This is a genomic window from Celeribacter sp. (assembly GCF_048270365.1).
In the GTDB taxonomy this organism is placed as follows: Bacteria; Pseudomonadota; Alphaproteobacteria; order Rhodobacterales; family Rhodobacteraceae; genus Celeribacter.
Genome location: NZ_JBLWTA010000004.1, coordinates 69,859 through 82,308, shown reverse-complemented (window position 1 = coordinate 82,308; position 12,450 = coordinate 69,859). Strand labels below are relative to the sequence as shown.

The window sequence follows — 12,450 nt, the reverse complement described above, 5'->3', positions numbered from 1 at the left end:
CCGTCAGAATGGCAAGACGATATCGGCAACCTGCTGGCCGTATCGAGGTTGTTGCATCTGTGTGATCTGACCACGGCCACCGTAGGAAATACGTGCGGAGGCGATCTTGTCATAGGTGATTTCATTTTGCCGGGAGATGTCTTCCGGTCGGACATAGCCTTCGACCAGAAGTTCACGAATTTCGTAATTCACCCGCACTTCCTGGGTGCCCTGAATATGCAAAACACCGTTTGGGAGCACATCGACAATTGTCGCTGCGACCATCAACTCAAGCTTTTCATTGCGCTTGACGCTGCCATTTCCCGACGAGGACGAGTTGGAATTGGTGCCCACGGCAGACCCCATACTCGCACCATCCGGGAGGACTTCATTGATCCGCTCAGGAAGGCCAAACAGCGAGGAAATCCCCATGGTTTCAGAACCCGAGCGACCGCGATTGGAGGTGTTCGACATTTCGGCGCTGTCATCGATCTCGATCACGACCGTCAAAATGTCGCCCCGTTCAATGGCGCGACGATCCCCAAGCAAAGATTGGCGAGAGGCGTTCCAAAGCGACGCGCCATCGGCCGGGCTGCGCGGCGCGATTTGATCGGGCAAGGACGGATTACGCATCGCTGCGGTTTCGGAGGAGCTTTCAATCGGGGTGAATTCGGGAAGACGACCGACTTCTTTGAGATCGGAGCACGCCGACAGAACGAGAAAAGCGGGCAGGAAAAGATGAAGACGCATGGCATAAGTCCTGATTAATGTGCGGCAATTCCGCCGACATGGATGGATCCATCTGGCGCGACGACGCCAGAAACGGTTGTTCTTGAAGAAAGATTCATGACGCGCACCACGTCGCCCACGGAGGCGCGGCTCATGGCGCGGCCATCGGCGGAGATGGTCAGCCCGCCGTGATTATAGACAAGCGGCACGATTTGGTTGCGGTCGATGATGGCGGCAGGCCCGATATCCGCCTGAGAAATCGGACGGCCCGTGTAAAGCATGACCCGCGCCTCAAGCCCGACCGCCTCGTCAATCGTGGCGATGGCGCCGGGCACATTGCCGTCGATCATGGCGAGATCTGATGCGCTCAGAATGGTCTGCGCACGAATGGTGCGCGCCGCGACGACGGTCTCTGCGCTTGCTGGCAATGCGAGCCAGAGAGAGGTGAGTATGAGGAAAAATCTGATCATCGGATTTGCGTGGTGGCAGAGAGCATCTGGTCAGCGGCGGTGATAACTTTGGCATTCAACTCATAGCCGCGCTGGGCCTCGATCAGCTCGGTCACTTCGCGCACGGCATCGACGGAACTATCCTCAAGATAGCCCTGCCGCAACGTGCCCAGCCCGTCGACACCGGGGGTGGAGACATTCGCAGGCCCCGAGGCTTCGGTTTCCAGAAACAGGTTGGACCCGATGGCCTCCAGACCCTTGGCATTTGAGAAACCGGCCATGGTGAACTGACCCAAAAGTTCAGCCTCGACCGAGTCGTTGAAATAGGCGTAGACCTCGCCGTCGGCGTTGATAGAGATAGCGCGCGCATCATCCGGGATCGTGATGTCGGGCACCACGGGATGCCCATCCGAGGTGACGATCAGACCATCGGCAGAGCGTTTCAGCCCACCATCACGCGTGTAGGCGGATTGTCCGGAGGGCAGGGTCACTTCAAGGTAACCGAGACCCTCGATGGCGACATCGAGATCGCCGCCGGTCGGCGAAAGCGAGCCTTGCGCCAGTTCCACGGTGACAGAAGAGGGCCTCACACCCAGACCAAGCTGAACGCCGGTCGGCAGAATGGTCCCATCCGCAGAGTTGATCGTGCCGGGCCGGGCCAGTTGTTGATAATGCAGATCGGCGAACTCGGCGCGCCGCGCGTTGTACCCGGTGGTGTTCATGTTCGCGAGGTTTTGCGAAATGGTCTCCACGCGCATCTGCTGGGCGCTCATGCCCGTGGCTGCAATCTGGAGTGCACGCATGTCAGTCTCCTTTCTTAACGACCGAGCGTCGAGATGACGGATTTGATCCGCTCGTCTTCTTGCTCAGAGAATTTTTGACCCAGGGTGTAGGCGTGTTGCACCTCGATCATCCGGGCGACCTCGGTGATCGCATTGACGTTCGAATTTTCGACATAGCCTTGCAAAATCACCGCCTCTTCCTGGGGGACGATCCCGCCGTCGGTGTAGAAGCGGACACCATTGTTGCGGGTCATGCTGGTCGGGTCTTCCGGCATGTAGAGGCCGATTTGCGACAGCGGCACACCATCGGCAGACAGCGTGCCATCGGCGGCCACGGCGACGGTTTGGGCATCCGGCGGAATGAAAATCGCCGCCCCGCCATTGTCCAAAAGCTGATACCCGTCATGGGTCGTCAGCTCGCCTTGCTGATTGGTGGTAAACGCGCCGTTGCGGGTCAATGCTTGGCCATCCGGGGTGTCGACCAGAAAGAACCCGTCGCCCTCAATCGCGAGATCATAGGTGCCTCCGGTCGGCGTCAGAGGTCCCTGCGCGTTGTTGGTCAGCCGCACATTGGCATTCGCCATCGACAGGCTGTCCTCGTCTTTGCCGAGTGCGCTGATGTGCTCGGAAAACAGCAGGCCCTCTTTGCGAAAACCAGTCGTCGAGACGTTCGCGATGTTGTTCGCAATGGCCTGAAGCTCGCGATTGAGACCGACCATGCGTGTGAGTGTGGTATATCCTGCACTGTCCATCACAGACCTCCAATCAAGGGAATGATGCGGTCCTGGAAAAAACTGGTCAGGGTTTCGGTCATGAAGCCCATCGACATCCAGAAGACGATCAGGATCGCCACCAGTTTCGGCACGAAGGTAAGCGTCATTTCCTGAATGCTCGTCAGGGCCTGAAACAGACCGACGGTGATACCGGCGAGCAGCGCGACGACAAGGATCGGCGTCGAAATCATCGTCGCGATCCAAAGTCCCTGTCTCAGAGTGTCGTAAAAGACCAGTTCATCCATGGCTTACACCGGCATCCGAAGGATTTCCTGATAGGCCTCGACCACCTTGTCACGCACGGTAACGGCGGCTTCGATCGCCATCTCGCTCTGTGCCAAGGCCTGAACAAGCGCTTGGCTGTCGGCTTTGCCGGCCATGGTCGCCTGCGCGACCTCTTCGCCTTGGGCCAGGGTGTCCGCAAAACTCGCGGCGGCCTTGCCGAGAGGGTTCTCGGCGGCCTGTTCGTTGGTTTTGGGTTGTGCCGCGGTCGCCGGGCGTGTGGCGGCGTAGCCTTGGGCTGCAAATGCTGATCGGATATCCATTCTGGTCTCCTAAATGATGCGTGGCGTTTTACCGACGCAGTAGGTCAAGCAATGATGAGGACATTTGTCGGGCCTGATCGAAAACTTTGAGGTTCGCCTCGTAACTGCGTTGCGCTTCGCGCGCGTCCGCGATTTCGATCATGAGCTCGACATTCGAGCTGTCGTAAAACCCGTCTTCTCCGGCAAGCGGATGACCGGGGTCGTAAACTTCCCTCAGGGGTGAGGCATCAAGCTCCACCGGGCCGGTTTCCACCGCGCCGGTTTTGGCGCCTTGATCGACAACCTCTTCAAAGGAAACGGTTTTACGGTGATAGCCGGGTGTGTCTGCGTTCGCGATGTTCTCGGACACATAGCGCAACCGATTGGACTGAGCCTGCATGCCCGAGGCGGACAGGTTAAGAATATTTTGCAAATCAGACATTCACTTCCCTCCTTATTTGCGACCGATTGAGGTGCGCAGAATATTCATCGAACTTTTGTAGACAGAGAGCGCGAGCTCATGTTCGTGCCGCACCTGGCTCGATTTCATCATCTCGGTTTCAAGAGACACCGTATTGCCGTTGGGAGAGGTCGCGCCCGGCGCATCGAACAGATCGTAGCCAGAAGGTGTTGCCGTAGAATCAAGCACGTGCCCGGCACGCGTGGTGCGCATCTTCGTGTCAGAAGATGTGGTGTCATAGGCATCGGCAAAGGATGCGATATCCTTTGCGCGATACTCGGGCGTATCCGCATTCGCGATGTTTTTCGCGATCACTTCCTGGCGGGTCACAGCATGTCGTGCCATGCCGCTCGCCATTTTGAAAATATCCAAATTCTCGAACATCGGGGCTTCTCCTCCGAGTTATCTCAACCAAGGCTTAACCCTGATTCCTTTAGAAAGAGTTGTCGAAACTGGAGGTCTTCATGAGCGGAGTTGGATTCGAATTGCTTTTGTCCGAGGTTGCAGCGGTCAAACCGGTGCATTCCGTGGGCCGAGTCATCGAAGTGTCGCGCGGTGTGTTAACCGTGTCGGGGCTGAGTGACATCGCGGCGCTGGGCGATCTCGTGGAGATCGGGCATGGTAAAGACATCCGCCGCGGCGAAGTGCTTCAGCTCGACAAACAAACCGTCACTGTTTTACCGGACGGCGGCCCGGATGGGTTGTCCATTGGGGATGCTGTCTCGCACGTGGGTAAAAACCACGTCGCGCCAGATGACAGCTGGATCGGTCGGGTGATTGATCCTTTTGGTCAAGCTCTTGATGGAAAACCAATTCTCCAAGGAAATAAACCGCGCGCCTTACGGGGGCAGCCGTTGAACCCCACGGAGCGGAGACAACTCGGTGGGCGTTTGGAAAGTGGTCTGGCCGTGTTCAACACGCTTTTGCCCATCGTCCGCGGACAACGTGTTGGTCTTTTTGCGGGCTCCGGGGTTGGCAAATCGACACTTCTGGCAAAGCTCGCCACTGGCTTGCAGGCAGATGTGGTCGTGATTGCGATGATCGGGGAACGTGGTCGTGAAGTGCGTGAGTTTCTCGACAGAGTTTTGGGGCCAACTGGCTTGAAGCGATCTGTCATTGTGGCTGCGACGTCAGATCAATCTCCGATGGTTCGTCGTCGTTGCGCTTGGACAGCCATGTCTGTGGCAGAGCATTTTCGCGATCGAGGAAAACAGGTCCTCTTTCTCGCCGATTCTGTCACGCGTTTCGCCGAAGCGCACCGCGAGGTTGCGCTGGCAACAGGCGAGTCGAGCTCCCTGCGCGGCTTCCCCCCCTCAACATCCCACCTGATCACAACGCTGTGCGAACGAGCTGGCCCTGGTGTTGGTGATATGGGGGATATCACGGCGGTGTTTTCCGTGCTGGTTGCAGGCTCGGACATGGAAGAGCCTATTGCGGATATCCTGCGAGGTGTTCTCGATGGTCACATCGTCCTTGATCGCCAAATCGCCGAGCGGGGACGCTTCCCGGCGATTGATTTGCTCCGCTCCGTGTCGCGCGCTTTGCCGCACGCAGCAAGCGAACAAGAAAACGAACTAATTTCCAGAGCGCGACGTTTGCTTGGTGTTTTTGACAGATCTGAAATGATGATTCAGGCGGGGCTTTATTCGGCCGGCACAGATCCGGCAATTGATGAAGCCATCGAAACATGGCCGCGACTGGATCAGTTTCTTGCTCAATCCGAACCTGACGGAACGCAGCAAAGTTTTCAAAGGTTGGCGGCCTGTTTTACAGCACAGACAACGTGACGCCCCTTTAAAAGGAGCCTGTCAAAAGTGCGAGAGCATTGGAGGCTGCTGATGTTCCGGTTGAACCGGCATTGATTTCCGAACGAATGAGGAAGAGTTTAACGAGCTCGTCTTTCTTTTCCGGATCCGCGAATTGCGACACTTCAGAATTTCCGAGGTATTGTTTTGCTTTGTCACGAAAGCTCGTAAGCTGCTGATCGAGATCCAGACCGCTGATCGAATTTGGCAACCCGAGTGCGGTTTCAAAAACAGTTCTCAGGGCTTCGTTGCCCATGATCGAATACCAGCGCCCATTGTCAGTCGTGTCTTTTTCAACCAATGCGGCCAAATCATCATCGAGATTTAGGGCAAGGCGCATATTCTGATCTTGGTTGCCGACAGCAATCTGAAATTGTTTTTCCTGATACGCAGAGAGAATTTCATCCGGAAACGTGCTCATGACAGTATTCGGTATGTCAAAATCTCCGAAGCCAAACGCCTTTGAGAACTCAAAATACCGTTTGTCAGAGAGCTTGTTGGACAAGGATTTTTTATCGAGAGTGCCTTCGTCCAACACTTTTTCAATAAAGAATTTATTGTTGATATCGTCATCCAAGCCGAATGCACCAAGCGCCACCTTGAGGAGCTTGTAATCGGATACGAGCTCCTCAGCAGAATTGATTTTCGAGATGTTTTCCCGAAAATAATCTGCTTCGCGTTGAATCTCAGCGGAGTTGTTGAAGGCAGCTTGCTGCGTGTCTTTGGTTCTTTGGAGGACAACCCATCCAGCGTAGCCGCTGAATGGGACAATGGGTTGATAACTCATTGGTATTGGGCCGCAGATAGGAGCCGCTCTTCTCTCGGGAGAAGGCTGCGAAGCGTTTTGAGCGCTTGGTAGTACTGCTCATTTTGGATGTCTGATGTGGCCGTATTGAGAATTTTCCGGCTATCCGCATCCGTCAGAACTTGGCTGAGTTGCTCGACGCCACGCATCAGTTGAATTTTGGCATCCTTGGGATCAGCATCTCCTGACAGAACCAACTGAGCGATATAGCACACGCGTCTCACGGGTGTATTGACCTCTTCAGGATGGATTGCATCCCTCAGACGCAAGATATTCGCGTTCGGAGTGACAATTGAGAGGCGGGAGCGACGGTCGCCGTTTTCAATGACAGCCCCGTTGATCAGAACACGCTCTTTGGGACCAAGTTTTAAGACAAGACCGCTCATTTATTGGCCCTCACGTTGCAGGCCACGCATGATGGCGGTGTTGATGTCGATCAGGGCCGTCTCGTCGGCTCTCTTGGAAAGAATGTCTGATGTGTGTTTTGCGGTGAACTGTGCCAGGTAGAATATCTGGGCACGGAGTTCTTTGGGGAGCTGGTTGTCCTTCTCAGCAACATTTGTCGCAAGAAGGGTCCAAAGGCGACGATTGTCATAAAGCGCCTTAACATAGGCGGAGTAGGACAGTTTCTTGTCTTTGGCGGCTTCACGAAGGCGATGCGTAATTCTGGCAATTGCCTCGTATTCTGTGCCGCGTGGCGTCCTGATAGGGGCGGCGGTATTCGAGTAGGCCGTTCGGGCCATTTGAAGAGCGTTCACGTCGTATCCTTCCGGTGACAATGAATTTCAACGCGCGGTTTTTCCGCGAGGAATCCGGGCGCCGCTTAGGCGCCCGGAAAATGCTCTTAGCCGAAGAGCGACAGGATGGTTTGCGGAGCTTGGTTGGCGATCGAGAGCGATTGCACACCCAGCTGCTGCTGAACCTGAAGGGCCTGAAGTTTGGCCGAAGCTTCTTCCATATCCGCATCCACCATGGACCCGATCCCGGAGGTCAGAGCGTCGGTGAGATTGGAAATAAAGCTGGACTGAGTTTCAATCCGACCTTGGGCAGAACCAAAGGATGCGGCAGCATCAATCGAGTTGTTGATCAAGGTTTCGATGTTGCCGAGGGCAGCGTCGGCCCCTGCATTCGTGGTGACATCGATGCTGTCGAGGCCGAACAGACCACCGGAGGCTTCACCGCCTTCGTTGCCGGTCACGGAGAACGCCAGAGAAGATCCGTCGTTGTCAACTTTCAGAGACCATTGTCCGGTGTCGGCGTCTTTGCTCACAGTGGTCGAAATATCCTCAAGGCCAGCAGAGTCGATCGCAGTTTTCAGACCGCGGGCGACGTCTTCCATGCTCTCGCCTTTGCCCGCCACGTAGTTGTAGGAGCTGCCGCCGACGGTCACTTTGTAGCCGTCACCCTCCTTCACGGCGGCGGACGTCGAGAAAGCAACGCTTTCAGCGCGTTCGTCGATGGAGCCAGAGGTGTCGCTCAGACCTGTTGTGCCGTTGAGCGCGGTGATCAGGACATCACCATCCCCAGCCGTGGTTTCACCGGATGTTACGGCCACATCTTCGAAGGCGTTGGTCGAGCTGATCGTCAGGGTGCCGTCCCCGTTGCCGGTTGCGGTAATGCCCTCAAGGCCAAGGCCGTTGATCATCCCTGCAAGTCCGTCAGCGACGTCTGCTACAGCGGTGCCGGTGGCTGTAAAGCTCACCTCGACACCTGCGACACTCAGGGTTGCAACGTCGTCAGCCGCCCATGTGTTGCCCACAGTGACAACGGCAGTGTTGGCCGTATTGGAAACTGCGGTATCCGAGGCCGTGGCATTGGAGGCCAGCGAAGTTCCGCTACCATATGTACCGGCGCTCGTGGACAAATCCTGGCGCGACACTGTGATATCCGACGCCGTCACCGTGCCATCGGAGGCGCGGTCGAGCGAAGAAAGCACATTTACGTCGTCGGTGCCTTCCACAAGGCTGAGGCCGTTAAATTGAGCCGCGCCGACAACGGATTTCACCTGGCCGATCAAGGCGTCGATGTCCGTTTGAATCTTGTCGCGGTCAACGTTTTCTTCCTGCGCAGCGACGACTTTTTCTTTGATGTCGGTGAGCAGGTCCGTCACGGTTTCAGCAGCTTGGGATGCGACGGCGAGGGTCGATTCGCCAAGTGCAAGGCTGTCAGAAATGGCTTTGAAACCAGCAACATCCGATTCCATCACTTTGGAGATGGCCCATACGGAAGAGTTGTCTTTCGCAGAAGCAACATCTTTACCCGTGGAGATCATGCTTTGGGTTTTGGAGAGATCGGAGTTGATGGAATTCAGGGTCTGCAGCGCAACCATTGCGCCGTTGTTGGTCAGAATGCTGGACATAGCATAATTTCCTTTGATCTAGGGACGCATTTTGCGCCGCATGAGTTTCGAGATCCGCCCCCACGGGCGGTTTCAGGATCGTCATTCTGACTGATTACGGATGACCTTTTCCGGTCGACCGTGCCACCCCCTCGGGATGCACTCTGATCATTGAAGCTTAAAGGCTAAAAGTTTCCTAAGCTGCCTAGGATAGATGCTTTCAATTTGAGGCAAAAATGGGGCATCTGCTCAGGCTTTTCTCTTCATGGTTAATGACTTACGAACCATTGAGGTGGTGGTGCCCGCCGGTCCATAGGTGTTGAAATCGGACGAGGGCGATTTCAATGAGCTGAGCCGTTCACGCGCCATCCGAAGCCCCTTGGCGGAGGCCATTAGAAGGCGCTGGTTGCCTTCAATGTGCTTTTGCAATGCGTTGAGTGACTCTGCGGGAACCTGAGATTTGGCAATCATTGCCATCAGATTCTCTTTAGGTTTGGCCAGTGCCCGAAGAGTAGAGAAATCGCTTTTAAGGAGCGCTTCTTTTTCCTTATCGAGCAAATCTGTAAGGGCCGAAACCGGGCGAAAAGCATCAAGAAGAGCCATGTGATTTCTCCTTTAGAGCGTTGAAAATCTGTTCCGAAAGACCGATTCCCCCGGCTTCGACCATTTTTTCGGCCTGCGCCTGGACGAGGAAAGATGAAAATTGATCCTCACCGGAGCCGCCGCCAAAGGTCTCCGGCGTTTGGCCGAATCCTGCGCTCTTCAACATCTCTGCAAGAAAGGCCGCCTCAAGTTTGTCGGCCGCCTCTTGCATCTTCTCCTCATGTTTCATCTGCGGAGTCTGAGGTGTCGTGACTGGATTTATGGATGTCAAAGACATGGGGTCGCTCCAATTCGAAGTATTTTTCGACTCCTAACCGCAATTCGGTAAAGAACCGGTAACCCTCTGCATGGATATTGGCATCACGGCGAAAGAAATCCCGGATGCAAGAAATGCAATTTTTAAACTCTGACTTTCAGGTGACGGATGTTGCCGGTTCACAGCTTCGTTCTGTTGCGGGGGCTGTTGATCGTGTCGATGCGAAAAGAGAGCAGGCCTCTGCACAGATGGCCTTGCCCGATGCCGCGGGGAAGAACTCGGTGGCAAAAGATAGCAAGACGTCTTTTGAAGACGTGTTTGTACGTGGAAATTCCACCAGTAAAAATTCGTCTAAGACAGGTCCTGTGGTGCCTTCATCGGCAGATGCCAAAACAGCGACTGCCATTCCGCTGACACCTGTTCCGCAAACCAGAATCCTATTTGATCAGCAGGGACAATCTACGCTTCAAAACGTATTTGGCGTGCAAAATCTGACCGAACAAGAGGCAGATATTGCGCCGACTTTGAACGTTGAGGTCGTATCGGACACAGATGCTAACGCGCCTGATGATGCCGACAGTGATGTAAAACAGGAAGGTGAGACTCTCGATTTTGACGATCATCTTTCCGACATGGCGCTGACAGGGACTGATCTTATCGTCCCGTCTGCTGCGCCCAAAAATCTGAGCGACAGCGGCGAGGAAGTGACGCCGGGCGTCCTATCGATCTACGTGTCATCTGCAGCGCCCGCGATGACCAACGAAGAGAAAATGGTCCCCGAGGGCGATTCTGTCACGATGATCGCCACCAAAAATGAGCCCTCCTTTAGGCGTCAGGATAGCACGGCAGTCGATTTGATCTCTGGGCCCGGGAGAATGCCTGTAGACGCACGTGCTGAGACTGATGCTGTAAGTGAAACGGTGGGCAAAGAGAGTGCGCGCGTTGATACAGTCGAGCCTGAAACAAACGCGATCGCGTCTGATTCTGCCCCACCTTCCACTTTGCCAGAGGGTGAAAAGGGGACGACTTTTGGCCAGCCCTCAGACACAGAACGTAAAGAGAATAAGGGACGGGTGGCCTATGCTTCTGCGGCCTTTGTGAAAGATAGTTCGCCCACAGCTGCATCAAAGGCAACTGAGATACCGGTCGATAAAATTGAGGTCGGGAACCAGACCTCAGCCGTAGAAACGACGGGGACGGGGCCGGCAAATGAATCGTTGGGAAAAAAATCTGACAATCTGATTGCGAAGCCTGAACAGGAGCATAACGCCAATGCGTCAGGCGTCTCTCAAACACCGTCCAAGGAGACGGCGAGCACTGTCGTGTCTCAAGCGACATTGAATGCATTCCCTGAAAGCGCAATGTCTAATGAGATGACGGATGACTTGAACACACAGGGCATGAATGAGGGGGCGAAGCAGCCTGATTCCGAACCGCGCGACACCAAGCAAGAGCTGCGGGAGCAGAGACTTGAAACAGCCGCCAAACCTTTGGATGCCAAAGCGGAAACCAAAACCGAAACGTCTAGCGACCAGCCTGTAGAGTTCAGCGATGCACAGCCGAATTCGGCGGAAGAAACCACAGCTGGCGAGGATGCTGACACGACGGCTGTGCGTGACACACGTGCCCAAGCTGTGATGCAGACCTCTGGGGCCCCTGCGATCGCGGGAGTTGCAGTCGCGGCAAACGAGTCACTTTCGGTCAGTGAAGAAAAGCCGGAAATTTCGGAGGGGTTGGACGAGCTTACCAGTCTGTCTGGTACATCCCGAGACCATCAGATTGCGCGCGATCTGGCGTCACCGACCAGTGCCGCCAATCGCATTGAACTCCCCAATCGGGTCGCGATGCAACTCGCGGATGCGGCAAGGCAATTGCCTGATAAGCCGGTAGAAATCACGCTGACGCCGGAAGAACTGGGCAAAGTGCGCCTGTCGTTCCACGTCTCTGAAAACGGTGCGATGCAAGTGGTGATCGCGACAGAGCGCCCTGAAACACTCGATCTTTTGCGTCGCAACATCGATAGCCTCGCTGCGGAATTCAAAGACCTTGGATATGCCAACAGCGGGTTCAGTTTTGAAAGCTTTGATCAGGGCACGCAGCAGGGCGATTCTTCCCGGTTCACTGGCTTCGGTGATCTGGGGGCGGCAGAGAGCTCTGGCGGTGACATCGACACACGACCTGACCCGGTTCGCCTGACTTTGGGCGGGACGTCCGGAATGGATATTAGGCTTTAACAGGAGGCTTTGATGACCAACACGATTGCCGCAGCAAGCGCTGCTACGACCACTGCATCGACGAGCACATCAAGCGCGTCCGCCACAGAAAGTTCGAGCGCCAGCTCTATGATGAGCTCGGATTTCGAAACGTTTTTGAAGATGCTGACGGTGCAAATGCAAAACCAGGATCCTCTCAATCCGATCGAATCGACGGACTATGCCGTACAGCTCGCGACCTTCTCCGAGGTTGAACAGGCGGTTTTGACCAATGATCTTTTGGAACAATTGTCTTCTCAGCTTAGCTTGATGGGCTTTTCGCAATTGTCCGGTTGGGTCGGCCAGGAAGCGCGCAGTGAAGCGGCGGCGTATTTTGATGGCAGCTCGCCGGTCACCTTGTCGGGAGACTTCGCGACGGCGGCTAACTCGGCCGTTTTGATCGTTCGTGATGCGAGCGGCAACGTGGTGCAAGAAGTTCCAATCGACCCGAAGCAAAAGACATTCGAGTGGTCAGGCTCCGCGAATGGCGGCACACCGGTAGGTGCGGGGCTCTACAGCTTTGAGATCGAGAATTATTTCAACGATGATTATCTTTCGACGACATCGGTTGAAAGCTATTCCAAAATCATCGAGGCCCGCGCCGATAATGGAGATATCGTCCTTGTGCTCGAAGGCGGCAATGAGATCGGGTCTTCGGATGTGACCGCATTGCGAGACTCAGACTAGCTGAGAGC

At 55.2% G+C, this 12,450-nt stretch carries 17 protein-coding genes; 3 read left to right on the top strand and 14 right to left on the bottom strand.

Annotated elements, in window-relative coordinates; translation table 11 throughout:
- Nucleotides 1-3: 3 nt before the first annotated feature.
- The 8 genes from flgH to ACN0X0_RS06900 are packed head-to-tail and all read right to left on the bottom strand — an operon-like array spanning nt 4 to nt 4,080.
- Nucleotides 4-729, bottom strand: a complete 726-nt coding sequence (flgH, locus tag ACN0X0_RS06935; RefSeq protein WP_417278566.1) for a flagellar basal body L-ring protein FlgH — start codon at nt 727-729, stop codon at nt 4-6.
- Between the two features lie 14 nt (nt 730-743).
- Complete coding sequence (gene flgA / locus ACN0X0_RS06930) at nt 744-1,175, bottom strand: flagellar basal body P-ring formation chaperone FlgA (protein ID WP_417262536.1); 432 nt, start codon at nt 1,173-1,175, stop codon at nt 744-746.
- Nucleotides 1,175-1,960 (bottom strand): flagellar basal-body rod protein FlgG, encoded by a 786-nt coding sequence (gene flgG / locus ACN0X0_RS06925; RefSeq protein ID WP_226551524.1) that lies wholly within the window; start codon nt 1,958-1,960, stop codon nt 1,175-1,177. The genes flgA and flgG overlap by 1 nt, the downstream gene beginning before the upstream one ends.
- A 14-nt stretch (nt 1,961-1,974) precedes the next feature.
- Nucleotides 1,975-2,691 (bottom strand): flagellar hook-basal body complex protein, encoded by a 717-nt coding sequence (locus ACN0X0_RS06920; RefSeq protein ID WP_417278565.1) that lies wholly within the window; start codon nt 2,689-2,691, stop codon nt 1,975-1,977.
- Nucleotides 2,691-2,957, bottom strand: a complete 267-nt coding sequence (locus ACN0X0_RS06915) for a flagellar biosynthetic protein FliQ (RefSeq protein WP_167601100.1) — start codon at nt 2,955-2,957, stop codon at nt 2,691-2,693. The genes ACN0X0_RS06920 and ACN0X0_RS06915 overlap by 1 nt, the downstream gene beginning before the upstream one ends.
- A gap of 3 nt (nt 2,958-2,960) precedes the next feature.
- Nucleotides 2,961-3,257, bottom strand: coding sequence for a flagellar hook-basal body complex protein FliE (gene fliE, locus ACN0X0_RS06910; RefSeq protein ID WP_417278564.1), 297 nt, complete (start codon nt 3,255-3,257; stop codon nt 2,961-2,963).
- A gap of 28 nt (nt 3,258-3,285) precedes the next feature.
- A complete protein-coding gene (gene flgC / locus ACN0X0_RS06905) occupies nt 3,286-3,678 on the bottom strand; it encodes a flagellar basal body rod protein FlgC (protein WP_226551509.1) in 393 nt (130 codons plus the stop codon).
- Nucleotides 3,679-3,690: 12 nt separating this feature from the next.
- Nucleotides 3,691-4,080 (bottom strand): FlgB family protein, encoded by a 390-nt coding sequence (locus tag ACN0X0_RS06900; RefSeq protein ID WP_417278563.1) that lies wholly within the window; start codon nt 4,078-4,080, stop codon nt 3,691-3,693.
- 80 nt (nt 4,081-4,160) lie between these two features.
- On the opposite strand from ACN0X0_RS06900, the gene ACN0X0_RS06895 reads away from it, so the two are divergent.
- A complete protein-coding gene (locus ACN0X0_RS06895; RefSeq protein ID WP_417278562.1) occupies nt 4,161-5,483 on the top strand; it encodes a FliI/YscN family ATPase in 1,323 nt (440 codons plus the stop codon).
- 7 nt (nt 5,484-5,490) lie between these two features.
- Here ACN0X0_RS06895 and ACN0X0_RS06890 read toward each other — a convergent pair whose 3' ends face one another.
- From ACN0X0_RS06890 to ACN0X0_RS06865, 6 genes are all read right to left on the bottom strand, one after another.
- Entirely contained in the window at nt 5,491-6,288 is a 798-nt protein-coding gene (locus tag ACN0X0_RS06890; protein WP_226551498.1) for a DUF1217 domain-containing protein, read from the bottom strand.
- Entirely contained in the window at nt 6,285-6,692 is a 408-nt protein-coding gene (flbT, locus tag ACN0X0_RS06885) for a flagellar biosynthesis repressor FlbT (RefSeq protein ID WP_417278561.1), read from the bottom strand. Before flbT ends, ACN0X0_RS06890 begins: the two co-directional genes overlap by 4 nt.
- Nucleotides 6,693-7,064 carry a flagellar biosynthesis regulator FlaF gene (gene flaF / locus ACN0X0_RS06880; RefSeq protein ID WP_226551495.1) on the bottom strand — a complete coding sequence of 124 codons (372 nt, stop codon included), beginning with the start codon at nt 7,062-7,064 and terminating at the stop codon, nt 6,693-6,695.
- A gap of 86 nt (nt 7,065-7,150) precedes the next feature.
- A complete protein-coding gene (locus ACN0X0_RS06875; RefSeq protein ID WP_417278560.1) occupies nt 7,151-8,665 on the bottom strand; it encodes a flagellin in 1,515 nt (504 codons plus the stop codon).
- Between the two features lie 228 nt (nt 8,666-8,893).
- Nucleotides 8,894-9,247, bottom strand: coding sequence for a hypothetical protein (locus ACN0X0_RS06870; RefSeq protein WP_417278559.1), 354 nt, complete (start codon nt 9,245-9,247; stop codon nt 8,894-8,896).
- Nucleotides 9,234-9,476 (bottom strand): rod-binding protein, encoded by a 243-nt coding sequence (locus ACN0X0_RS06865; protein WP_417278558.1) that lies wholly within the window; start codon nt 9,474-9,476, stop codon nt 9,234-9,236. The genes ACN0X0_RS06870 and ACN0X0_RS06865 overlap by 14 nt, the downstream gene beginning before the upstream one ends.
- Before the next feature lie 152 nt (nt 9,477-9,628).
- Here ACN0X0_RS06865 and ACN0X0_RS06860 point away from each other — a divergent pair, with 152 nt between their 5' ends.
- Nucleotides 9,629-11,737, top strand: coding sequence for a flagellar hook-length control protein FliK (locus tag ACN0X0_RS06860; RefSeq protein ID WP_417278557.1), 2,109 nt, complete (start codon nt 9,629-9,631; stop codon nt 11,735-11,737).
- Between the two features lie 12 nt (nt 11,738-11,749).
- Nucleotides 11,750-12,442: a flagellar hook capping FlgD N-terminal domain-containing protein gene (locus ACN0X0_RS06855; protein WP_417262486.1), complete on the top strand. Its 693-nt coding sequence runs from the start codon at nt 11,750-11,752 to the stop codon at nt 12,440-12,442.
- Nucleotides 12,443-12,450: the final 8 nt, after the last annotated feature.

What these genes read in the sequence shown, in the direction of transcription:
- flgH (WP_417278566.1), bottom strand. Translation starts at nt 729, where the DNA reads ATGCGTCTTCATCTTTTCCTGCCCGCTTTTCTCGTTCTGTCGGCGTGC.
- flgG (WP_226551524.1), bottom strand. Translation starts at nt 1,960, where the DNA reads ATGCGTGCACTCCAGATTGCAGCCACGGGCATGAGCGCCCAGCAGATG.
- ACN0X0_RS06920 (WP_417278565.1), bottom strand. Translation starts at nt 2,691, where the DNA reads ATGGACAGTGCAGGATATACCACACTCACACGCATGGTCGGTCTCAAT.
- ACN0X0_RS06915 (WP_167601100.1), bottom strand. Translation starts at nt 2,957, where the DNA reads ATGGATGAACTGGTCTTTTACGACACTCTGAGACAGGGACTTTGGATC.
- fliE (WP_417278564.1), bottom strand. Translation starts at nt 3,257, where the DNA reads ATGGATATCCGATCAGCATTTGCAGCCCAAGGCTACGCCGCCACACGC.
- flgC (WP_226551509.1), bottom strand. Translation starts at nt 3,678, where the DNA reads ATGTCTGATTTGCAAAATATTCTTAACCTGTCCGCCTCGGGCATGCAG.
- ACN0X0_RS06900 (WP_417278563.1), bottom strand. Translation starts at nt 4,080, where the DNA reads ATGTTCGAGAATTTGGATATTTTCAAAATGGCGAGCGGCATGGCACGA.
- ACN0X0_RS06895 (WP_417278562.1), top strand. Translation starts at nt 4,161, where the DNA reads ATGAGCGGAGTTGGATTCGAATTGCTTTTGTCCGAGGTTGCAGCGGTC.
- ACN0X0_RS06890 (WP_226551498.1), bottom strand. Translation starts at nt 6,288, where the DNA reads ATGAGTTATCAACCCATTGTCCCATTCAGCGGCTACGCTGGATGGGTT.
- flbT (WP_417278561.1), bottom strand. Translation starts at nt 6,692, where the DNA reads ATGAGCGGTCTTGTCTTAAAACTTGGTCCCAAAGAGCGTGTTCTGATC.
- ACN0X0_RS06875 (WP_417278560.1), bottom strand. Translation starts at nt 8,665, where the DNA reads ATGTCCAGCATTCTGACCAACAACGGCGCAATGGTTGCGCTGCAGACC.
- ACN0X0_RS06870 (WP_417278559.1), bottom strand. Translation starts at nt 9,247, where the DNA reads ATGGCTCTTCTTGATGCTTTTCGCCCGGTTTCGGCCCTTACAGATTTG.
- ACN0X0_RS06865 (WP_417278558.1), bottom strand. Translation starts at nt 9,476, where the DNA reads ATGAAACATGAGGAGAAGATGCAAGAGGCGGCCGACAAACTTGAGGCG.
- ACN0X0_RS06860 (WP_417278557.1), top strand. Translation starts at nt 9,629, where the DNA reads ATGCAAGAAATGCAATTTTTAAACTCTGACTTTCAGGTGACGGATGTT.
- ACN0X0_RS06855 (WP_417262486.1), top strand. Translation starts at nt 11,750, where the DNA reads ATGACCAACACGATTGCCGCAGCAAGCGCTGCTACGACCACTGCATCG.